Source organism: Sphingomonas yunnanensis, from assembly GCF_019898765.1.
In the GTDB taxonomy this organism is placed as follows: Bacteria; Pseudomonadota; Alphaproteobacteria; order Sphingomonadales; family Sphingomonadaceae; genus Sphingomonas; species Sphingomonas yunnanensis.
Genome location: NZ_JAIOKB010000004.1, coordinates 313,689 through 334,114 on the forward strand (window position 1 = coordinate 313,689; position 20,426 = coordinate 334,114).

Genomic DNA, 20,426 nt, shown 5'->3' on the forward strand with positions numbered 1-20,426 from the left:
GTCCGTGCGAACGACTCTCATGGGAGTGGCGCTGCTGCTGGCGCCCGGCGCGGCGCTGGCGCAAAAGGCCGCGATGACCACACCGACGCGCCCGCTCATCATCGCGCACCGCGGCGCCAGCGGGGAACGGCCCGAGCACACCATCGCGAGCTACACGCGCGCGATCGAGCAGGGCGCCGACGTGATCGAGCCCGACCTGGTGCCCACCAAGGACGACGTGCTGGTCGCGCGCCACGAGAACGAGATCTCCGAGACCACCGACGTCGCGCAGCATCCCGAGTTCGCGTCGCGGCGCACCACCAAGACGATCGACGGCCAGTCGCTGACCGGCTGGTTCGTCGAGGATTTCACGCTGGCCGAGCTGAAGGCACTGCGCGCGAAGGAGCGGCTGCCCCAGCTGCGCCCCGCTAATACCGCCTGGGACGGCAAGGAGGCGATCCCGACCTTCGCGGAGGTGATCGCGCTGGCGAAGCAGCATCACGTCGGCATCTACCCCGAGACCAAGCATCCGACCTATTTCCGCTCGATCGGCCACCCGACCGACGCGCTGCTGGTCGCACAGCTGCGCGCCGCCGGCTGGGACTCGCGCGCGGCGCCGGTGTTCATCCAGTCGTTCGAGGTGGACAATCTGAAGCGGCTGGCGGCCATGACCAAGATCCGGCTGATCCAGCTCGTCGCCGCCAGGGGCGCGCCGGCGGACGGCGCCGCCCCGAGCTATGCCGCGATGGTCACGCCCGAGGGGCTGCGCGCGGTGGCACGCTACGCCTACGGCCTCGGGCCGGAGAAGGCGATGCTATGGTCGGGCGCGAGCGCGACGCCGCTGGTGCGCGACTCGCACGCCGCGGGGCTCAAGGTGCACCCCTGGACCTATCGTGCCGAGAACGTCTTCGTCGACCCGCGCTTCCGCCGCGGCGACCAGCCCGCCGCTCACGGCGACCTCGTCGGCGAGATCTGCGCCGCGCTGGGGCAGGGGATCGACGGGTTCTTCACCGATTTTCCTGCTATCGGGGTGGAGGCACGAGGTCGGGAGACGAAGTGATGCGCGGGTTCTTGGTGATGATGGCGGCGGTGCCGCTGCTCGCGACCGGCGGATGCGTGCGAACGGCGTGGAACGTCGCGACGCTGCCGGTGAAAGCGGTCGGCAAGGGCGCCGATGTGATGACGACCAGCCCCAAGGAGCGCGACGAGAAATACGTCCGCCAGCAGCGCAAGCAGGCGGAGCGCGACGAGAAGGAGCGGCGCGAGCGCGAGAAGGAATGCCGTAAGCATCCTGACCGGTGTGAAGCGGAGCCGGGGTACGCAGGGGCGAGGCGCTGAGGCACTCGCCCGGGTGGGTGAGGTGAGCGGGCCTCGTTGGGCATGTTCGTGCGCAGGCAGGAACCCAGAGTCACGAGCGACGCGCTGAGCAACGCCGGGCTCCTCCGTGCACAGGAGCTCGGTCGTTGATCAAGGGAGTGCCTTTGCGACCTGCGTCGCCCCGGCGGGGGCCGGGGCCCAGTTGGGAAGGTGGAAGTTAGATTCGACGAAGTCTCTCAACTGGACCCCGGCTTCCGCCGGAGTGACAACTGATTGGGGGGGTGGAGTGCGATCCGTCGGCGATGGGTGCCGCGTGGAGGTCGCCCGCGCATCGGACGCTACAACTTGCCGCGCCACTCCAGCGACCGGCGATTTAACGCCACAAGGTCCGCCTCCCCCGTGACGACCGCCTCACCCAGCGCGACGGCTCCGTCCAGCTGCGCATCCGTCGCGTGGCGGTAAGCCGGCCGTGCCGCGATGGCGTCGTACCAGCGCCCGCCGCAGGCGTGATCGAGCAGGATGCGCTGGAAGCAGTGATCGGCGCGCACCGGCCAGCCGCGCGCGCGTGCCAGCCCTGGCATCACCTCACGGGTGAGCGCGAGCCAGCGGCGCTCGCGCTCCTCCCGGGTCACGCCGGCCGGCTCAGATATGGATCGGCTTGCCGGTGACCGCCATCGCGGCCTCCTTGATCGCCTCCGAGTGCGTCGGGTGCGCGTGGCAGGTGTAGGCGATATCCTCGCTGGTGGCACCGAACTCCATCGCCTGCGCCGCCTGCGCGATCATCGTACCGCCGACAGTGGCGATGCACCACACGCCGAGCACGCGGTCGGTCTTGGCGTCAGCAATGATCTTCACGAGACCATCGGGCTCGTGATTGGTCTTGGCGCGACTGTTGGCCATCATCGGGAACTTGCCGACCTTCACCTCGCCGCGCTCGCGCGCGAGCTCCTCGGTGAGGCCGACCCCTGCGATCTCGGGCCAGGTGTACACCACCGAGGGAATCACGTCGTGGTTCACGATCCCGTGCTGGCCGGCGATATTCTCGGCCACCGCGATGCCTTCGTCCTCGGCCTTGTGCGCCAGCATCGGGCCGGGGACGACGTCCCCGATCGCCCAGATCCCGTCCACCGCGGTGCGGAAGTCGTGGTCGATCTCGACCTGCCCGCGCTGGTTGGTGGCGAGCCCGGCGGCCTCGAGATGGAGACCGTCGGTGTTGGGCCGGCGCCCGATCGACACCAGCACGCAATCGGCCTCCAGCGTCGTCGCCTCGCCGCCCTGCGCGGGCTCGAGCGTCAGCACCGCCTTGCCGCCCTCGACCGCGACCTTGGTCACCTTGGTCGAGAGCTTGAACTCGATGCCCTGCTTCTTGAAGATCTTGTTCGACTCCTTGCGGATGTCGCCGTCGAAGCCGGGCAGGATCTGGTCGAGGAACTCGACGCAGGTCACCTTGGCGCCCAGCCGGCGCCACACCGAGCCGAGCTCGAGCCCGATCACGCCGCCGCCGATCACCACCATATGCTCGGGCACGCGCGGCAGCTCGAGCGCGCCGGTCGAGTCGACCACCACCTGCTGGTCGATCGTCACGCCGGGCAGCGCGGTGACCGACGAGCCGGTCGCGATCACGATGTTCCTGGCGGTGACGCGCTGGTCGCCGACGCTGACGCTGTGCGCGTCCTGGAAGGCGGCGCGGCCCTTGAGCCAGGTCACCTTGTTCTTCTTGAACAGATACTCGATGCCGCCGGTGAGCTGCTTCACCGCATCGCGGCGCTGCCCGTGCATCGTGTCGAGATCGAGCTCGACCTGGGTCTTGATGCCGAGCTTGGCCATCGCGCCGTTGGCGGCATGGTCGTACAGCTCGGAAGCGTGGAGCATCGCCTTCGAGGGGATGCAGCCGACGTTGAGGCAGGTGCCGCCCAGCGTCTCGCGGCTCTCGGCGCAGGCGGTGCGAAGCCCGAGCTGCGCGGCGCGGATCGCGGCGACATAGCCGCCCGGCCCGGCGCCGATCACGAGAACGTCATAGTCGTACTGCTGTTCGTCAGCCATTCCATGCCTCCACCCCGGCGAACGCCGGGGTCCAGTTACGGGCCGCATATAGGGATCGCTGCGGCCGGTTACCTCTATGTCCCAACTGGACCCCGGCGTTTGCCGGGGTGGTGCGTTGGGGCGTCACCTTACAGGTCGATCAGGATGCGCGTCGGGTCCTCGATCGCGTTCTTGAGCGCGACGAGGAAGGTCACCGCCTCGCGGCCGTCGATCAGGCGGTGATCGTAGCTGAGCGCGAGGTACATCATCGGGCGCACCACCACCTGGCCGTCGCGGACCACGGGGCGCTCCTCGATACGGTGCAGGCCGAGCACCGCCGACTGCGGCGGGTTGATGATCGGGGTCGACATCAGTGAGCCGAACACGCCGCCGTTGGAGATGGTGAAGGTGCCCCCGCGCATCTCGTCCATCTTGAGCGTGCCGTCCTTGGCGCGCTTGCCGAAATCGCCGATCGTCTTCTCGATGCCCGCGACCGTCAGCGTCTGCGCGTCGCGGATCACCGGAACGACCAGCCCGTTCGGCGCCGAGACCGCGACCGAGATGTCGGCGTAATCGTGGTAGACGATCTCGTCACCCTCGATCGAGGCGTTGACCGACGGGATGTCCTTCAGCGCCATCGTCGCGGCCTTCACGAAGAAGCCCATGAAGCCGAGCCGGACGCCGTGCTTCTTCTCGAACAGGTCCTTGTACTTGGCGCGCGCCTCGATCACCGCGGTCATGTCGACGTCGTTGAACGTCGTCAGCATCGCGGCGCTGTTCTGCGCTTCCTTGAGGCGCTTGGCGATCGTCTGGCGCAGGCGCGTCATCTTGACGCGCTCTTCCTTGCGGCCGCTCGACGCGGCGACCGAGGGAGTCTGCGGCGCCGGCGCGGCACTCGCCTCGGCGGGCTTGGTCGAGGCGGCGGCGGCGACGTCCTCCTTGGTGAGGCGGCCGTCCTTGCCGGTGCCCTTCACGGTCGAGGGATCGACGCCGTGCTCGAGCACCGCGCGGCGCACCGACGGCGACAGCGCGGCCGGCGCGTTGGTGGTCACCGGCGTCTCACCGTGGTTGCCGTAGCCGCCCGCGACCGGTGCGGCCTGCGCTGCCGTTTGGGGCGCGCTCGCCGCCGGGGCCGGCGCGGGGCTGGTCGACGCGGCCGCGGCCACGTCACCGCTCTCGATCGTCGCGATCAGCGCGCCGACCTCAACCGTGTCACCCACCTTCGCCGCGTGCTGGCCCATCACGCCCGCGACGGGGGAGGGGACCTCGACCGAGACCTTGTCGGTCTCGAGGCTGGCGATGGGCTCGTCGGCGGCGACCGCCTCGCCCGGCTGCTTGAGCCACTCGCCGACGGTGGCCTCGGTGATCGACTCGCCCAGCGTGGGGACCAGAACTTCGGTTGCCATTGTGTACCTCGTCATCCCGAGCGCGGGGTCTAGCATCTAACAGGACGCCCCGGCGAACGACCGGGGCGCGGGATCGAATCAGGAGGAGGGCTGCGCCGCCTTCTTGGTGGTGTCGAGCTCGCGCGTGCGGCGGATCTCGTCGCGCACGTTGTGGCCGAGCGCGTCGGCGATCAGCGCGCCCTGCTCGGCCTGGTGACGCTTCATCAGGCCGGTCGCGGGCGAGGCCGCGGCGGCGCGGCCGGCGTAGCGCGGGCGCGCCACGCGCGATTGGGCGAGACCGAGCGCCTCCTCGATCAGCGGCTCGACGAAGAACCAATACCCGTTGTTGCGCGGCTCCTCCTGCGCCCAGATCACTTCCTCCAGCGCGGTCAGGCGCGAGAGACGCTCGGCGAGCGCGTCGGTGGGGAAGGGGTAGAGCTGCTCGATGCGGACGATCTGCGTCTCGGTGTCACCCGCCGCATCGCGCGCCTCGATCAGGTCATACGCCACCTTGCCGGTGCACAGCACGAGCCGTTTGGTCTGCGCGTCGGGCGCACCGTTGGTGTCCGACAGGATGCGGCGGAAGTGCGTGTCGCCGACGAAATCCGCCGCGCTGCTGACCGCCAGCTTGTGCCGCAGCAGCGACTTGGGCGTGAACACCACCAGCGGCTTGCGGAAGTTGCGGTGCATCTGCCGGCGCAGCAGGTGATAATAGTTCGCCGGCGTGGTGCAGTTGGCGACCTGGATATTGTCGCCCGCGCACAGCTGGAGGAAGCGCTCCGGGCGCGCCGAGCTGTGCTCCGGGCCCTGGCCCTCGTAGCCGTGCGGCAACAGCATCACCAGGCCGTTGGCGCGCAGCCACTTGGCCTCGCCCGCGGCGATGAACTGGTCGATCATGATCTGCGCGCCGTTGACGAAATCGCCGAACTGCGCCTCCCACAGCACCAGCGTCTTGGGGTCGGCGAGCGCGTAGCCATATTCGAAGCCGAGCACGCCATATTCGGACAGCGGGCTGTCGAGCACCTCGAAGCTGCCGTGCGGCACGGTCCAGAGCGGCACGTACTTATGCTCGTCCTTCTGGTCGACCCAGACGGCATGGCGCTGCGAGAAGGTCCCGCGGCCCGAGTCCTGCCCCGAGAGGCGGACGCCATAGCCCTCGTGGAGCAGCGAGCCGAACGCCAGCGCCTCGCCGGTCGCCCAGTCGAAATTCTCGCCGGTCGTGAACATCTGGCGCTTGGCATCGAGCACCCGCGCGAGCGTCTTGTGGATCGTGATGCTGTCCGGGACGGTCGTCAGCGTGCGGCCGATCGAGTCGAACAGTTTCTGCTCGATCCCGGTGTCGACGCTGCGACGCGAGATCTCCGCGTCGGCGGGCGCGTGGAGCCCCGACCAGCGGCCGGCGAACCAGTCCGCCTTGTTGGGCTTGTAGCTCGTGCCCGCCTCGAACTCACCTTCCAGCAGCGCCGTGAACTGGCCGACATTGTCGTCGATGAAGGCCTGGTCGACCACGCCCTCGGCGACCAGCCGCTTGCCGTAGATCTCGCTGACCGGCGGGTGGCTGCGGATCGCCTTGTACATCAGCGGCTGGGTGAAGCCGGGCTCGTCGCCCTCGTTGTGGCCGAAGCGGCGATAGCACCACATGTCGATCACGACGTCGCGGTGGAACTTCTGGCGATACTCCATCGCGATCTTGGTCGCGAAGGTGACCGCCTCGGGATCGTCGCCGTTGACGTGGAAGATCGGTGCCTGGACACCCTTGGCGACGTCCGACGGATAGGGCGACGAGCGCGCGAACTGCGGGCTGGTCGTGAAGCCGATCTGGTTGTTGATGACGAAGTGGACGCAGCCGCCGGTGTTGTAGCCGCGGATGCCGGAGAAGCCGAAACACTCCCACACGATGCCCTGGCCCGCGAAGGCGGCGTCGCCGTGGATCAGCACCGGCAGCGAGCGCGCGTGGGTGTCGAGATCCTTGGCGATGGTCTGGATGGCGCGGATCTTGCCGAGCACCACCGGGTCCGCCGCCTCGAGGTGCGACGGGTTGGCAACCAGCGACATATGGACGTGATGCCCGTCGAACTCGCGGTCGGTGGAGGTGCCGAGGTGGTACTTGACGTCGCCCGAGCCGCCGATGTCGTCGGGGTGCGCCGAGCCGCCCGCGAACTCGTGGAAGATCACGCGCAGCGGCTTGGCCATGACGTTGGCGAGCACGTTGAGGCGACCGCGGTGCGCCATGCCGAACACGATCTCGTTGACACCAGCGGCGCCGCCATACTTGATCACGCTCTCCAGCGCGGGGATCATGCTCTCGCCGCCGTCGAGCCCGAAGCGCTTCGTACCGACGTACTTGCGACCGAGGAACTTCTCCCACTGCTCGGCCTCGATCACCTTGGTGAGGATCGCCTTCTTGCCGGCGGTGGTGAACTCGACGCCCTTATCCTTGCCCTCCATCCGCTCCTGGAGGAACTTGCGCTCCTCGACGTCGGCGATGTGCATATATTCGAGGCCGACGCTGCCGCAGTAATTGGCACGCAGCGTGTCGACCACCTCGCGGATCGTCGCCCATTGCAACCCGAGCGAGCCGCCGAGATAGACCGGGCGGTCGATGTCGGCGTCGGAGAAGCCGTGATAGTCGGTCTTGAGGTCGGCGGGCAGCTCGCGCGCCGAGGACAGGCCGAGCGGGTCGAGGTTGGCGGCGAGATGGCCGCGCACGCGATAGGTGCGGATCAGCAGCTGCGCGCGGATCGAGTCCGCCGCCGCCTTGACGATCGCGTCCTGCGACGGGGCAGGGGCAGCCGGCGCGGCGGGCGCGGGCTTGCCACCCTTCGCCGGCTTGGGCGCGGGCTCCATCTGCGTCGGGTCGAGCCCGGCGGTGAGGTCGTCGGTGGTGGTGAGCGGCCAGCGCTTGTTCTGCCACGATGGCGCGTTCAGCGATCCTTCCAGCCCCTCGAAGAAGCTGCGCCAGCCGGTCTCGACCGAGTCAGGCGATTCCTTGAAGCGAGCGTAGAGCGCGTCGATGAACGCCGGGCTGACGTTACCCGCGATGTCGCTGAAATCCTGGCCTTCGTAGCCCATGTCACGCATCCTCGACCGCTCGACTAATGGGGTCGTCACCCCGGCATGGAGGCCGGATTCCAGGGCCGCGAACGGCCCGCTGACCGCCCTGGATCCCGACCCGCGCCGGGATGACGTCAGCTCACTTACTTATTGAGCACGCTCAGCAGCGTCGAGCCCAGCTCGCTGGGGCTCGCCGCGACCTTGATGCCGGCCGCTTCCATCGCCGCGATCTTGCTCTCCGCATCGCCCTTACCACCCGACACGATCGCACCGGCATGGCCCATGCGCCGCCCCGGGGGCGCGGTGCGGCCCGCGATGAAGCCGGCCATCGGCTTCTTGCGGCCACGCTTGGCCTCGTCGATCAGGAATTGCGCCGCCTGCTCCTCGGCGTCGCCGCCGATCTCGCCGATCATGATGATCGACTGCGTTTCCTCGTCGGCGAGGAACAGCTCGAGCACGTCGATGAAGTTGGTGCCGTTGACCGGGTCGCCGCCGATACCCACCGCGGTGGTCTGGCCGAGCCCGGCGTTCGAGGTCTGGAACACCGCCTCATAGGTCAGCGTGCCCGAGCGCGACACGACGCCGACCGAGCCCTTCTTGAAGATGTTGCCCGGCATGATGCCGATCTTGCACTCGCCCGGCGTCAGCACGCCCGGGCAGTTCGGACCGATCAGCCGCGACTTGCTGCCCGACAGCGCGCGCTTGACGCGCACCATGTCGAGCACCGGAATGCCCTCGGTGATCGCGACGATCAGCGGCACCTCTGCGTCGATCGCCTCGAGGATCGAGTCCGCGGCGAAGGGTGGCGGCACGTAGATCACTGACGCATTGGCACCGGTCTTGGCGACCGCCTCGGCGACGGTGTCGAAGTTCGGCAGGCCGAGCTCCTCGTGCGTGGTGCCGCCCTTGCCGGGCGTCACGCCGCCGACCATCTGCGTGCCATAGTCCAGCGCCGCCCTGGTGTGGAAGGTGCCAGTCTTGCCGGTCATCCCTTGCGTGATGACCTTGGTGTTCTTGTCGACGAGGATGCTCAAGTCCGTCTCCCTAGATCGGGCGATGTGCGTGCCCCGGCGAAGGCCGGGGCCCAGTTACGGTGGCGGTCATGGCGACGCGATACGATCGTACAGGTCGTCCCACTCCGGGTTGAGCCCTTCGATCTCGCGCAGCTTCCACGCCCGCTTCCACTCCTTCATCTGCAGCTCACGATGCCGGGCTGCCTCGATGCTCTCATGCGCCTCATACCAGACGAGGCGATGACAGTGATGCTTCTTGGTGAAGCCGCCGATGACGCCGCTGCGATGCTCCCAAATACGTTTGGGTAGGTCGCTTGTAACGCCGATGTAGATCGTGCCGTTTCGTTCGCTCGCCGTGATGTAGACGAAGCCGGCTTTCTCCACCTCGGGACTTCTCCCAACTGGGCCCCGGCCTCCGCCGGGGCACAGCTGCTCGTTCACGCCCCCAGCGAGCCGTCGATCCCCTTGCAGGCCACGAGCAGCTCCTTGACCGCATCGACCGACACCTGGAGGTTGGCCTTGGCCTCGTCCGAGAGCGGGACCTCGACGATCTTCTCGACGCCGCCCGCGCCGATCACCACCGGCACGCCGACGTACAGGTCGTCGATACCATATTGGCCCGAGAGATGCGCCGCCGCCGGCAGGATACGCTTCTGGTCGTAGAGATAGGCCTCGGCCATCGCGATGCCGCTGGTCGCCGGCGCGTAATAGGCCGAGCCGGTCTTGAGCAGCGCGACGATCTCGCCGCCGCCGCCGCGCGTGCGCTTGATGATCTCGTCCACCTTCTCCTTGGTGGAAAAACCCATCGCGATCAGGTCGCTGACCGGGATGCCGCTGACGGTCGAATATTCGAGCACCGGCACCATCGTGTCGCCGTGGCCGCCGAGCACGAAGGTGTTCACGTCCTTGACCGACACGCCGAACTCCTCGGCGAGGAAATGGCTGAAGCGCGCCGAGTCGAGCACGCCCGCCATGCCGACTACCTTCTGATGCGGCAGGCCGGAGAACTCGCGCAACGCCCACACCATCGCGTCGAGCGGGTTGGTGATGCAGATCACGAAGGCGTCGGGTGCGTTGTCGCGGATGCCCTCGCCGACCGCCTTCATCACCTTGAGGTTGATACCGAGAAGGTCGTCGCGGCTCATGCCGGGCTTGCGCGCGACACCGGCGGTGACGATGATCACGTCGGCGCCAGCGATGTCGGCATAGTCGTTCGAACCCTTGATCGAGGCGTCGAAGCCCTCGACCGGGCCGCACTGGCTGAGGTCGAGCGCCTTGCCCTGGGGCACGCCCTCGACCACGTCGAACAGAACGATGTCCCCCAAGCCCTTGAGCGCTGCGAGGTGCGCGAGCGTGCCGCCGATATTACCGGCGCCGATCAGCGCGATTTTCTTCCGGGCCATCCCATCCCTCTCTGATGCCGAGCCGTGAATGGAACAGCCGCCTACGCCCTTCGCGCGCATCCGGCAACCCGCTAATACCGGCTAAGTCAAAGTTAAATTGCACATCGTTCGCAGGAGCAATAAGCCTCAGCTGACGCCGTGACCTTCGCGCAAGTAGCTTTCCGAGCGCATCTCTTCGAGTCGGCTCGCGGTGCGGCGAAACTCGAATGCGCCGTCGCCGCTCGGGTAAAGCTGGTCGGGCTCGGCGTCCGCGGCGGCGAGCAGCTTGACCTTATGCTCGTACAGCGCGTCGATCAGCGCGACGAAGCGCGCCGCCTCGTTGCGATTGTCCGGACCGAGGATCGGGATGCCGACGAGGATGACGGTATGGTAGCGTCGGGCGATCGCGAGATAGTCGGCGGCGCCGCGCGCCTCCCCGCACAGTTTCTTGAACGCGAACACCGCGACCCCCTTCAGCGTCTTCGGGACGCGCAGCGTGCGGCCCTGCACCACCAGCTCCTCGCTGGGGACATGGTCACGGTCCTCGGGGGGATAGTCGGTGAGACGGTAGAACGCGGCGGAGAGCTCCGCGGTGGCCTGCTCGCCATTGGGAACGAGCCAGGTCTTGTGCGCGCCGAGCCGGTCGCGGCGATAGTCCACCGGGCCGTTGAGCGCCTGCACGTCGAGCCGCTCCTCGACAAGCGCGATGAACGCGAGGAAATGCTCGCGGTTCAACCCGTTCTTGTAGAGGTCGGCGGGCGCGCGATTGGAGGTGGTGACGACGGTCACGCCGGCCTCGATCAGCGCGGTGAACAGCCGCGACAGGATCATCGCGTCGGGCGAGTTGGTCACCATCATCTCGTCGAAGGCGAGCAGTTGCGCCTCGTCGGCGAGCGCCTCGGCGACGGGAAGGATCGGGTCGCCTTCCTCCTTGCGCCGCTCAACCGCGATGCGCGCGTGCACCTCGAGCATGAACTCGGCGAAGTGTACGCGACGCTTCCTCCCCACCGCGACATTGGCGAAGAGCAGGTCCATCAGCATCGACTTGCCGCGGCCGACGTCGCCCCACAGGTAGACGCCCTTGGCGGGAACGCGACGGCGGCGGAACAGGCCGGTGGTGCGAGGCTTCTCCAGCTCCTGCGCGAGCGCGTCGAGCCGCAATGCGGCGGCTTCCTGCTCGGGATCGGGGCGGAGTTCGTCGTCTGCGATCAGCCGACGATATGCGTCACTAACTTTACCCATCGTCACCCTTCATCGCGCTGCATCGCAGCATGGTGACGTCTGTGGGGATAGCGGGCGAGGGGATCAACCCTCGCGACGGTGACGTTGTGTGGCGGGGTTGAGGGCAGCGGTAACTCATGACGGGCATGAGGCGGATGGTGTTACCTTTTCGTCTCCCACGACTGCCCCGCGAACGCCGGGGTCCAGGTGGAAAAGCCCTCGCGAATATGACTTGCGTCCCCAACTGGACCCCGGCGTTCGCCGGGGTGGTCGTAAGAGGGAGGATGAATCTACGGCATGAGGAGGTGAGCTGACCTCACGATTAGCTTAGGGCCCACTAGCCCCTCGCCGATCACACGATCCGCTCGACCTCCATCTTCTTGATCTCGGCGATCGCCTTGGCCGGCGACAGTCCCTTGGGGCAGACGTTGGCGCAGTTCATGATCGTGTGGCAGCGATACAGGCGAAACGGATCCTCCAGCGCGTCGAGCCGCTCGCCGGTCATCTCGTCGCGGCTGTCGGCGAGCCAGCGATAGGCCTGGAGCAGGATCGCCGGTCCGAGGAACTTGTCCGAATTCCACCAGTAGCTCGGGCACGAGGTCGAGCAGCAGGCGCACAGGATGCACTCGTACAGGCCGTCGAGCTTGGCACGCTCCTCGGGCGACTGCAGCCGCTCCTTGCCCGCGGGCGGCGGCGTCACCGTCTGCAGCCACGGGGTGATCGACGCATATTGGGCATAGAAGCGTGTGAAGTCGGGAACGAGGTCCTTGATCACGTCCATCGCGGGCAGCGGCGTGATCTTGATCTCGCCCTTCACGTCCTCGATCGCCGTGGTGCAGGCAAGGCCGTTGCGCCCGTCGATGTTCATCGAGCACGAGCCGCAGATGCCCTCGCGGCACGAGCGCCGGAAGGTCAGCGAGCTGTCCTGCTCCGACTTGATCTTGATCAGCGCGTCCAGGACCATCGGGCCGCACTCGTCGAGGTTGACCTCGAACGTGTCGTAGCGCGGGTTCTCGCCCGAGTCCGGGTCGTAGCGGTAGACTTTGAAGTTGCGCATCGTGCCGCCCGGCTGCGGCGAGGCGACCTTACGACCACCCTTGATCTTGCTGTTCTTCGGGAGCGTGAACTCGGCCATGCGCGTCTCTACTTCGTTGGGCCGTCGGCGCACAGGAGGCGCACCGGCGCCGTTCGTGGGGCGGGTACACGATCGCGGGGCTGGCCGCAAACGTGACCAATACCGCCTACCTAGAGATTATGGCCGCGCGCTCAAGGGGCGATCGCGCGTTCCAGCGCCGCGACATCGATCCGCGTCATCGTCATCATCGCCTGCATCGCCCTGGCGCCATGGACCGGATCCCGCATCAGCTCGGTGAGACGGCGCGGGACGATCTGCCAGGCAACGCCCCAGCGGTCCCTGATCCAGCCGCATGCTACCGCGGTGCCGCCGTTCGCCAGGATCGCGTCCCAGCAACGGTCGACTTCGGCCTGGTCGACGCAGTCGACCTGGAGCGACATCGCCTCGCTATGTGCGGGGCCGGCGCCGCCGTTGAGCAGGGCGAAGGAGCGACCCGCGAGCGTGAAGGTCACGGTGAGGACGTCGCCCGCCTTGCCAGCGGGATAGTCGGCCGGCGCGCGCGACACCGCGGTGATGGCGCTGCCGGGAATCAGCCCGGTGTAGAAGTGCGCCTGCTCCTCCGCCGTGCCGTCGCACCACAGCCAGACCGACACCTTGTCGGTCACGCGCGCCGCTCCCCGACGAAGCCGAACGAGGCGCCCTCCGCGTCGGCCGCGACCACCGAGAAGCTGCCGCCCGGGATCTGGTCGGGGCCTTGGACGACGCGCCCGCCAGCCTCGGTCAGGCGCGCGACGGCGGCGTCGACGTCGTCGACCATGAAGTAGAACTGCCAGCCCGGTCGCTTGCCGGCAAAGCTGTTCATCGTGGCGCCGAGGCAGGTCGTTCCCGAGTGGACGAACTTATACTCGCCCAGCGGACCCATCGGCATCGCGCCGTCGTGCCGCCAGCCGAACAGGCCGGCGTAGAAGGCGAGCGCGGCGTCCTGGTCGGGCGCGGTCAGCTCGTTCCACACCGCGTGGCCGGCCGTGGCGGTGTCGGCGCTGCGGAACGCGCGCGACTCATCGTCGCCGCTCGCGCGCATGACGTAGAAGGGCGTGCCCTGCGGATCGGCGACCAGCGCGAGGCGTCCGACCTCGGGAATGTCCGTCGGCGGCATCGTCACCGAACCGCCGGCCGCGCTCACTCGCGCCGCGGTAGCGTCGACATCGTCGACCGCGAGGTAGAATAGCCAGCCCGGCGCCAACGGCGCGCCCGGCGGCACCGCCATCAGTCCTGCTACGCCGTCGCCGTCGGGCGCGACCAGCACGCGATAGTCGGGCGCGGCGGCGAGCTGCGGCCGCTCCACTGTCCAGCCGAGCACGTGCGTGTAGAAACGCTCGGCCGCGTCCGGCTCGCGCGCGACCAGCTCGTACCAGATCGGCAAAACTTCTCTATCCGTCATCCCTCTCTCTCCCTCAGGGCAGGTTGCGCGGCGCAGAGCCGCCGTCGATCATGCGAGCTGCTCCACCCGCGCCGCCCGCCTCGCGATCCACTCAGCGAACCCAGGCGGCGGGCTGCCGGTGAAGCCGGCGAGCTGGTCAGCGAGCGCGCGGCGGAAGGCGGGGCGCGCCTCGCCGCGCGCGACATAGGCGGCGAGCGTCGGCTGCGCGGCGAGCAGCGCGTGATCGCGCAGGATGCGCAGCACCGCCACCATCAGCAGGTCGCCCGCGGAGAAGTCGCCGTCGTACCATTCGCGATCGCCGAGCCGCGCCGCCACCTCGCCGAGCCGCTCGGCGATACGCGCCTCTACCGCCGACAGGCGCGGCTTTGACCAGGGCTGGTCAGCCTCGAACAAGGTGGCGATCGCCTGGTCCATGATCGGCGGCTCGACCGTGTTGAGCGCGGCAAAGGCCCATTCGGTGGCCCGCGCGCGGCCGACACGGTCGTCGGGCAGCAGTCCGTCGCGGCTATCGGCGAGATGCAGCACGATCGCGCCCGACTCGAAGAGGACCAGCTCGCCCTCCTCATAGGTCGGCACCTGGCCGAACGGCTGGCGGGCGCGGTGCGGCGGTGCCTTCTGCTCGCCCTGTGCGAGATAGCGGACGCGATAGGATTGGCCGACTTCTTCCAAAGCCCAGCGCACGCGCAGGTCGCGCACCTGGCCGCGCGCGAAATCCGGTACCCAGTCGAACGCGGTGATCACGGGTTGCATGGAAGCCTCTCCTTCCTTTCTTTCTCGCGAAACGGTCCCGATACTAGCTTGTTGTCCCGCGCAAGCGGGAGACCAGTGACGCGGCAAGATGCGCCGTTGCTCTGCCTGGTTCTGTGTTCCCGCGTGCGCGGGAACACACCAGATGGATCGGCGCTACGGGCGGCTATAATGGCGCTCCCGCTTGCCACAACAGCGTGGCGGTCAGCGCGAAGGCGGCCAGACCGGGCGGCAGCGGCCGGTTGGACACGCGCCGCGCGGTGCCGCGGCTAGGCCGGCACCGCGGCGTCATGCTGCTCGGCCGGCCTGGCGTTCGCGTCCATGTGCATCACCTCCCAGCCGTGGCCGTCGAGGTCGTCGAAGGCGCGACCGTACATGAAGCCGCGGTCGTCGGCACCGTGCAGCTCGCGCCCGCCCGCCGCCAGTGCCGCCGCGCCCAGCCGGTCGACCTCGTCCCGCGAGCTGCAGGAGAGGCAGAGCAGCGCCGCGCTGGTAGTACGCGTGTCCGCGATCGCCTTGGGCGTGAAGGTGCGATAGAAGTCGTGCCCCAGCAGCATCACCCAGATCGAGTTCGACCAGACCATCCCGGACGCCTGATCGTTCGAGAAATCTGGGTTCCGCACGAAGCCCAGCGCCTCGTAGAAGCGGGTCGCCGCGGCCACGTCGGCCACCGGCAGGTTCACGAATATCGTCCTCTCCATGGTGCGATCTCCCTCTTGTCGCTTGTGCGATCCTGCGGCGCGTGGTTAGGTAAAGCAACCATGAAGTTAGAAAATGTAACAAAAAGGTCCGTGGCGCGCGAGCGCTGGTACGATGACGCCTGCGGCACCGCGCTGGCGATGGAGCTGCTCGGCGAGCGCTGGGCGTTGCTGATCGTCCGCGAGCTGTTGTTCGGGCCGCGCCGTTTCACCGAGCTGCGCGCGGGCCTGCCGGGGATCAGCGCCAACGTGCTGACTCAGCGGCTCGAGCGGCTCGCGTCGACGGCGGTGGTGGAGAAGGTCGAGCTGCCCGGCCGTGCGACCGGCTACGCGCTGACCGAATGGGGCTATGAGACCGAGCCCGCGATCATGACGCTGGGGCGCTGGGCGGCGCGCTCGCCCGACCACGACCCGACGCTGCCGCTGTCGGCCGCCTCGATGATGATGTCGCTGCGCACGATGGTCGATCCCACGCGCGCCCACGGTTCGATGACGATCGGCTTCCTGTTCGGACGCGACTCGTTCGTGGCACGGCTCGCCGACGGCGCGCTGCCGATCGAGCGCGCCCCCGCCTTCGGCGATGCCGTGTTCGACACCGATCCGCAGACCATGGCCGCGATCGTCTACGGCAAGCTGCCGATCACCGCGGCCGAGGCGGCGGGCAGGTTGCGCTTCGGCGGCGATCGCGCCGCGGCGAAGGCGTTCATCGACCTGTTCCACCTGCCCGCGAAGGCAACCCCGGCCCCGTTGGCGGGTTGACGGGGGCGCGTTCCCTTCCCACTGGAACGGCATCCTCCAGCGAACGGCGTGCCCGCGAATGACCGATCTGCCCAATACCCAGCCCGACAGCCGCGACACGACCATCCTCGACGCGCCCGACAAGATGGTCGGCGTGCGCGACCTGTTCGGCATCGACAGCGACATGCAGGTGCCGGCGTTCAGCGAGTCGGACGAGCGCGTCCCCGACCTCGATCCCGCCTATGTGTTCGACCCGGACACCACGCTCGCGATCGTCGCCGGCTTCGCGCACAACCGCCGCGTGATGGTGCAGGGCTATCACGGCACCGGCAAGTCGAGCCACATCGAGCAGGTGGCCGCGCGGCTGAAGTGGCCGTGCATCCGCATCAACCTGGACGCGCACATCAGCCGCATCGACCTGGTCGGCCGCGACGCGATCGTGCTCCGCGACGGCCAGCAGATCACCGAGTTCCGCGAAGGTCTGCTCCCCTGGGCGCTGCAGACGCCGACCGCGCTGGTCTTCGACGAATATGACGCAGGTCGCCCCGACGTCATGTTCGTGATCCAGCGCGTGCTCGAGACCGAGGGCAAGCTGACCCTGCTCGATCAGAACCGCGTGATCCGGCCCAACCCGTGGTTCCGCCTGTTCGCGACCGCGAACACGGTCGGGCTCGGCGACACCAGCGGGCTCTACCACGGCACGCAGCAGATCAATCAGGGTCAGATGGACCGCTGGAACGTGGTCGTCACGCTCAACTATCTGCCGGCCGCGATCGAGGCGAACATCGTGCTCGCCAAGTCGGGCGAGTATGACAAGCCCGAGGGAAAGAAGCTGGTCGAGAACATGGTGCGCGTCGCCGACCTGACGCGGCGCGGCTTCGTCAACGGCGATATCTCGACCGTGATGAGCCCGCGCACGGTGATCAGCTGGGCGCAGAACGCGCTGATCTTCGGCGACGTCGGCTTCTCGTTCCGGCTGTCGTTCCTCAACAAGTGCGACGAGGCCGAGCGTGCCCTGGTCGCCGAATATTACCAGCGCGTTTTCGGCAAGGACCTGCCGGAGAGCGTCGCGGCGAAGGCGTGAGGTGAGGCGTAGCGAGGCGATCGACCTGCTCCGTGCGTGCGAGCCTGAGCTCCACGCGCTCGGCATCCGCGCGCTTTCGCTCTTCGGCTCGACCGCGCGCGACGAGGCGGGCGCCGAGTCGGACATCGATCTCGCCGCCGCCCTCGACTATGACACCGTGCAAGATGCGGGGCCGTTAGCGCTTCTTCGCGTTGAGCGACGCCGCCGCGGGCATGCTTGGGCGGCGCGTCGATCTCGTCACCGAGCCCGATCGGAATCTGGCGCTCCGGGCGGAGATCGACCGAGATCGTGTCCGTGTCTACTAGAGACACGGCCCGTCGCTTGCGCGATATCGTCGACAATGCCGCCCGCATCGACGCTCACGTCACTGGGCTCGGCCTTGCGGCGCTCGCTGCCGATGGCAAGACTATCGACGCGTGCGAGCGCTGCCTGGAGCGGATCGCCGAGGCGGTGGTGAAGCTCGGTGCCGAGCAGTTCGCGACAGTCGCTCCCGATGTGTCATTCGAGCGCGTGCGTGGGCTCGGCAATGTTCTGCGGCGCGCCTATGATGACATCGACCTGACCATCCTGTTCGGGCTGGTCCACAATGAAGTGCCCGCGTTGCGCCTGGCGGCGCTCCGCGCGTTGGAGGGCTGATGGCCACCGATACCCCGCTCGACCGCTTCAAGTCCGTTCTCGGCGGCACCGCGCGCGCTTTGTCCGACGAGGCCGAGGTGGAGCTCGCCTTCACCGCCGACACGCCGGCGCAGTCGGGCAAACACCTGCGCGTGCCGATGCCGGCGCGCACCTTGCCCGCCGACCAGGTCGCCGAGGCGCGTGGCTTCGCCGATTCGTTCGCGCTGCGGCTGCGCCATCACGACATCGCACTTCACGCGCGCGGCGCGCCCGACGATGCCACCGCGCGCGGTGTCTACGACGCGATCGAGGACGCGCGAGTCGAGGCGCTCGGCAGCCGCGGCTATCAGGGGATCACCGCCAACCTCGCCACCGCGCTCGACGCGCGCCTGCGCGCTGATCCGATCCTGCGTGCGCGCAACCGCAGCGAGGTGCCACTCGCCACCGCGCTGGGGCTGATGGTGCGCGAGGCGCTCACCGGCGAGCGCCCGCCCGCCGCGACCGAGCCGGGCCTCGCGCTGGTGCGCGAATGGGTCGAGGAGCGCGCTGACCTCGCCGCGCTCGGGCTCGCGCTGGACGACCAGCGCGCCTTCCAGGGGCTCGCGCGCAAGCTGCTCGAGGACCTCGAGTTGGTCGAGGGGGAGCGCACGCCCGAGGAGAGCGACGAGGGCGGCGACGAGGAAGAGGGCGAGGAGGGGCAGGACACCGACCAGCCGGACGAGGGCGACGCCGAGGGCAGCGAGGGCGAGTCCGAGGTTGAGGCGCGCGGCCAGCAGCGCGACGACGAGTCGAGCGAGGGCGAGAGCGAGCAGCTCGAGGGCGACGATCTCGACGACGACGCCGAGGGTGAGCCTGGCGACGATGGCGAGGAGGGGATGCAACCGGTCCGCCCCAACCGTCCCACCGCCGACCTCGGCCCTGACTTCGACTATCGCGTGTGGACGACGCAGTACGACGAGGTGATCGCCGCGACCGACCTGTGCGACAGTGACGAGCTGGCGCGGCTGCGCGGCTACCTCGACCAGCAGCTGGTGCACCTTCAGTCGGCGGTGTCGCGCCTGGCCAACCGCTTGCAGCGCCGGCTGATGGCGCAGCAGTCGCGCTCGTGGGACTTCGACCAGGACGAGGGATTGCTCGACGCCGCGCGGCTGGCGCGCGTGGTGGTCAACCCTACCCAGTCACTGAGCTACAAGGTCGAGCGCGACACCGAGTTCCGCGACACGGTGGTGACGCTGCTGATCGACAATTCGGGCTCGATGCGCGGCCGCCCGATCTCGATCGCGGCGATCAGCGCCGACATCCTGGCGCGCACGCTCGAGCGCTGCGGCGTCAAGACCGAGATCCTCGGCTTCACCACGCGCGCCTGGAAGGGCGGGCAGAGCCGCGAGACCTGGCTCGCCGCGGGTCGGCCGCCGCAGCCCGGTCGGCTCAACGACGTACGCCACATCGTCTACAAGAAGGCCGACGAGCCCTGGCGGCGCGCGCGCAACGCGCTCGGGCTGATGATGCGCGAGGGGCTGCTCAAGGAGAATATTGACGGCGAGGCGCTGCTCTGGGCGCACGCGCGCATGTTGGCGCGGCCGGAGGAGCGGCGCATCCTGATGGTGATCTCGGACGGCGCGCCCGTCGACGATTCGACGCTGAGCGTCAACACCGGCTCCTACCTCGAGCGGCATCTGCGACAGGTGATCGGCTGGATCGAGAAGAAGTCATCGGTCGAGCTGGTCGCGATCGGCATCGGCCACGACGTCACGCGCTATTACAGCCGCGCGGTGACGATCATGGACGCGGAGCAGCTCGGCGGCACGATCATCGAGCAGCTCGCCGCGCTGTTCGACGCCGAGTGATCGCGGCGCCGCCGGGCGGCTTCGTCGGCCCGGTCAAACGCTCGATCACGATCGCGGGGCATCAGACCTCGATCAGCCTCGAGCCGGTGTTCTGGGTGGCCCTGGAGCACGCCGCGACGGCGCGCCGGCTGCCGCTCTCGGCGCTGGTGGCGCAGGTGGACGCGCTGCGCGTGAGCGACCCGGCGCCGGCGAACCTCGCGAGCGCACTGCGGACGTGGCTGATGGCGGAGGCGGGAGGCAGCGAGCGACGCGAGTGAGCGCGGCGGCGCGGTATCTCAGGTGTTCAGCCACTTGCTCATCAGCACGCGCGGCATGTCCTCGTAGCCGAGCTTCTCGTAGAAAGGCAGGACCGCGGCGTTGGCCGGGCGCACCATCAGCTGCACCTTGACGACGCCGCGACCGCGCAGCCAAGCTTCGCCGGCCGAGACGATGCTGCTGCCCAACCCTTCGCCGCGGCGCTCGAGCGCGCACGCGACATAATAGAGCCACCCGCGATGACCGTCGTGGCCGACCATCGCGCTCGCGACGATCTGCTCGTCCACGAACGCGACCAGCACCGTCGAGGCAGGTCCGGCGACGGCGAAGAGAAAGTCTGCGGTTGGATCGTTGTGAGGTGCGACCAGCCCGCAGGCGCGCCAGAGCGCGATGACCTGGTGCTCGTCCTCTGCCGTGGCGTCGCGGATGGAGAAGGGCATCGCCACCGACTAGCGCCTGATCCATCGAAGCTGAAGCGTGCTCCGGCGAACGCCGGAGCCCAGGGCCGCGAGGATAGCGATCGCGACACGGGGCTCCTGCTTCCGCAGGAGCA

Annotated in this window: 21 protein-coding genes and 1 pseudogene; 8 read left to right on the forward strand and 14 right to left on the reverse strand. The window is 68.5% G+C overall.

Going from position 1 to position 20,426, the window contains the following annotated elements; genetic code table 11:
* Window positions 1-19 precede the first annotated feature (19 nt).
* The gene (locus K7957_RS13495; protein ID WP_223012605.1) at window positions 20-1,039 is read left to right on the forward strand and encodes a glycerophosphodiester phosphodiesterase; all 1,020 of its coding nucleotides are present in this window, start codon (window positions 20-22) and stop codon (window positions 1,037-1,039) included.
* A 17-nt stretch (window positions 1,040-1,056) separates the two neighbouring features.
* The gene (locus K7957_RS13500; RefSeq protein WP_246617101.1) at window positions 1,057-1,317 is read left to right on the forward strand and encodes a hypothetical protein; all 261 of its coding nucleotides are present in this window, start codon (window positions 1,057-1,059) and stop codon (window positions 1,315-1,317) included.
* Between the two features lie 317 nt (window positions 1,318-1,634).
* Here K7957_RS13500 and K7957_RS13505 read toward each other — a convergent pair whose 3' ends face one another.
* From K7957_RS13505 to K7957_RS13565, 13 genes are all read right to left on the reverse strand, one after another.
* Window positions 1,635-1,928 carry a GCN5-related N-acetyltransferase gene (locus K7957_RS13505; protein WP_343228411.1) on the reverse strand — a complete coding sequence of 98 codons (294 nt, stop codon included), beginning with the start codon at window positions 1,926-1,928 and terminating at the stop codon, window positions 1,635-1,637.
* A 10-nt stretch (window positions 1,929-1,938) separates the two neighbouring features.
* Complete coding sequence (gene lpdA, locus K7957_RS13510; RefSeq protein ID WP_223012500.1) at window positions 1,939-3,339, reverse strand: dihydrolipoyl dehydrogenase; 1,401 nt, start codon at window positions 3,337-3,339, stop codon at window positions 1,939-1,941.
* A 128-nt stretch (window positions 3,340-3,467) separates the two neighbouring features.
* Window positions 3,468-4,724 (reverse strand): 2-oxoglutarate dehydrogenase complex dihydrolipoyllysine-residue succinyltransferase, encoded by a 1,257-nt coding sequence (gene odhB / locus K7957_RS13515; RefSeq protein WP_223012501.1) that lies wholly within the window; start codon window positions 4,722-4,724, stop codon window positions 3,468-3,470.
* Window positions 4,725-4,802: 78 nt separating this feature from the next.
* Window positions 4,803-7,775 carry a 2-oxoglutarate dehydrogenase E1 component gene (locus K7957_RS13520; RefSeq protein WP_223012502.1) on the reverse strand — a complete coding sequence of 991 codons (2,973 nt, stop codon included), beginning with the start codon at window positions 7,773-7,775 and terminating at the stop codon, window positions 4,803-4,805.
* Between the two features lie 125 nt (window positions 7,776-7,900).
* Window positions 7,901-8,791 carry a succinate--CoA ligase subunit alpha gene (sucD, locus tag K7957_RS13525; protein ID WP_184035604.1) on the reverse strand — a complete coding sequence of 297 codons (891 nt, stop codon included), beginning with the start codon at window positions 8,789-8,791 and terminating at the stop codon, window positions 7,901-7,903.
* 66 nt (window positions 8,792-8,857) lie between these two features.
* On the reverse strand, window positions 8,858-9,154 hold the full coding sequence (locus K7957_RS13530; protein ID WP_223012503.1) for a GIY-YIG nuclease family protein: 297 nt from the start codon (window positions 9,152-9,154) through the stop codon (window positions 8,858-8,860).
* Window positions 9,155-9,207: 53 nt separating this feature from the next.
* Entirely contained in the window at window positions 9,208-10,173 is a 966-nt protein-coding gene (mdh, locus tag K7957_RS13535; protein WP_223012504.1) for a malate dehydrogenase, read from the reverse strand.
* Window positions 10,174-10,299: 126 nt separating this feature from the next.
* A complete protein-coding gene (zapE, locus tag K7957_RS13540) occupies window positions 10,300-11,394 on the reverse strand; it encodes a cell division protein ZapE (protein ID WP_223012505.1) in 1,095 nt (364 codons plus the stop codon).
* 331 nt (window positions 11,395-11,725) lie between these two features.
* The gene (locus tag K7957_RS13545) at window positions 11,726-12,508 is read right to left on the reverse strand and encodes a succinate dehydrogenase iron-sulfur subunit (protein ID WP_132907670.1); all 783 of its coding nucleotides are present in this window, start codon (window positions 12,506-12,508) and stop codon (window positions 11,726-11,728) included.
* Window positions 12,509-12,639: 131 nt separating this feature from the next.
* Window positions 12,640-13,113, reverse strand: coding sequence for a VOC family protein (locus K7957_RS13550; protein WP_223012506.1), 474 nt, complete (start codon window positions 13,111-13,113; stop codon window positions 12,640-12,642).
* Window positions 13,110-13,889, reverse strand: coding sequence for a VOC family protein (locus K7957_RS13555; RefSeq protein WP_223012507.1), 780 nt, complete (start codon window positions 13,887-13,889; stop codon window positions 13,110-13,112). Before K7957_RS13555 ends, K7957_RS13550 begins: the two co-directional genes overlap by 4 nt.
* Window positions 13,890-13,937: 48 nt before the next feature.
* Window positions 13,938-14,639 (reverse strand): glutathione S-transferase family protein, encoded by a 702-nt coding sequence (locus tag K7957_RS13560; RefSeq protein WP_223012508.1) that lies wholly within the window; start codon window positions 14,637-14,639, stop codon window positions 13,938-13,940.
* A 266-nt stretch (window positions 14,640-14,905) separates the two neighbouring features.
* Window positions 14,906-15,337: a VOC family protein gene (locus tag K7957_RS13565; RefSeq protein WP_223012509.1), complete on the reverse strand. Its 432-nt coding sequence runs from the start codon at window positions 15,335-15,337 to the stop codon at window positions 14,906-14,908.
* A 90-nt stretch (window positions 15,338-15,427) separates the two neighbouring features.
* Between K7957_RS13565 and K7957_RS13570 the strand changes: the two genes are divergently transcribed.
* From K7957_RS13570 to K7957_RS13590, 6 genes and pseudogenes are all read left to right on the forward strand, one after another.
* Window positions 15,428-16,093 carry a winged helix-turn-helix transcriptional regulator gene (locus tag K7957_RS13570; protein WP_343228412.1) on the forward strand — a complete coding sequence of 222 codons (666 nt, stop codon included), beginning with the start codon at window positions 15,428-15,430 and terminating at the stop codon, window positions 16,091-16,093.
* A gap of 58 nt (window positions 16,094-16,151) precedes the next feature.
* The gene (cobS, locus tag K7957_RS13575; RefSeq protein ID WP_223012511.1) at window positions 16,152-17,156 is read left to right on the forward strand and encodes a cobaltochelatase subunit CobS; all 1,005 of its coding nucleotides are present in this window, start codon (window positions 16,152-16,154) and stop codon (window positions 17,154-17,156) included.
* A 1-nt stretch (window position 17,157) separates the two neighbouring features.
* Window positions 17,158-17,265 (forward strand): annotated as a pseudogene (locus tag K7957_RS20675) (hypothetical protein); the annotation flags it as partial.
* A 212-nt stretch (window positions 17,266-17,477) separates the two neighbouring features.
* On the forward strand, window positions 17,478-17,792 hold the full coding sequence (locus K7957_RS13580; protein ID WP_246617066.1) for a HepT-like ribonuclease domain-containing protein: 315 nt from the start codon (window positions 17,478-17,480) through the stop codon (window positions 17,790-17,792).
* Window positions 17,792-19,618, forward strand: coding sequence for a cobaltochelatase subunit CobT (gene cobT, locus K7957_RS13585; RefSeq protein ID WP_223012512.1), 1,827 nt, complete (start codon window positions 17,792-17,794; stop codon window positions 19,616-19,618). The genes K7957_RS13580 and cobT overlap by 1 nt, the downstream gene beginning before the upstream one ends.
* Window positions 19,615-19,875 (forward strand): ribbon-helix-helix domain-containing protein, encoded by a 261-nt coding sequence (locus tag K7957_RS13590; protein WP_223012513.1) that lies wholly within the window; start codon window positions 19,615-19,617, stop codon window positions 19,873-19,875. Before cobT ends, K7957_RS13590 begins: the two co-directional genes overlap by 4 nt.
* Before the next feature lie 18 nt (window positions 19,876-19,893).
* On the opposite strand, the gene K7957_RS13595 is transcribed toward K7957_RS13590, so the two are convergent.
* Window positions 19,894-20,313 (reverse strand): GNAT family acetyltransferase, encoded by a 420-nt coding sequence (locus tag K7957_RS13595; RefSeq protein WP_223012514.1) that lies wholly within the window; start codon window positions 20,311-20,313, stop codon window positions 19,894-19,896.
* Between the last annotated feature and the right edge of the window lie 113 nt (window positions 20,314-20,426).

Excerpts from the sequence above, each read along its gene's own strand:
- K7957_RS13495 (WP_223012605.1), top strand. The coding sequence starts at position 20 with ATGGGAGTGGCGCTGCTGCTGGCGCCCGGCGCGGCGCTGGCGCAAAAG.
- K7957_RS13500 (WP_246617101.1), top strand. The coding sequence starts at position 1,057 with ATGATGGCGGCGGTGCCGCTGCTCGCGACCGGCGGATGCGTGCGAACG.
- lpdA (WP_223012500.1), bottom strand. The coding sequence starts at position 3,339 with ATGGCTGACGAACAGCAGTACGACTATGACGTTCTCGTGATCGGCGCC.
- odhB (WP_223012501.1), bottom strand. The coding sequence starts at position 4,724 with ATGGCAACCGAAGTTCTGGTCCCCACGCTGGGCGAGTCGATCACCGAG.
- K7957_RS13520 (WP_223012502.1), bottom strand. The coding sequence starts at position 7,775 with ATGGGCTACGAAGGCCAGGATTTCAGCGACATCGCGGGTAACGTCAGC.
- mdh (WP_223012504.1), bottom strand. The coding sequence starts at position 10,173 with ATGGCCCGGAAGAAAATCGCGCTGATCGGCGCCGGTAATATCGGCGGC.
- zapE (WP_223012505.1), bottom strand. The coding sequence starts at position 11,394 with ATGGGTAAAGTTAGTGACGCATATCGTCGGCTGATCGCAGACGACGAA.
- K7957_RS13545 (WP_132907670.1), bottom strand. The coding sequence starts at position 12,508 with ATGGCCGAGTTCACGCTCCCGAAGAACAGCAAGATCAAGGGTGGTCGT.
- K7957_RS13555 (WP_223012507.1), bottom strand. The coding sequence starts at position 13,889 with ATGACGGATAGAGAAGTTTTGCCGATCTGGTACGAGCTGGTCGCGCGC.
- K7957_RS13560 (WP_223012508.1), bottom strand. The coding sequence starts at position 14,639 with ATGCAACCCGTGATCACCGCGTTCGACTGGGTACCGGATTTCGCGCGC.
- K7957_RS13565 (WP_223012509.1), bottom strand. The coding sequence starts at position 15,337 with ATGGAGAGGACGATATTCGTGAACCTGCCGGTGGCCGACGTGGCCGCG.
- cobS (WP_223012511.1), top strand. The coding sequence starts at position 16,152 with ATGACCGATCTGCCCAATACCCAGCCCGACAGCCGCGACACGACCATC.
- cobT (WP_223012512.1), top strand. The coding sequence starts at position 17,792 with ATGGCCACCGATACCCCGCTCGACCGCTTCAAGTCCGTTCTCGGCGGC.
- K7957_RS13595 (WP_223012514.1), bottom strand. The coding sequence starts at position 20,313 with ATGCCCTTCTCCATCCGCGACGCCACGGCAGAGGACGAGCACCAGGTC.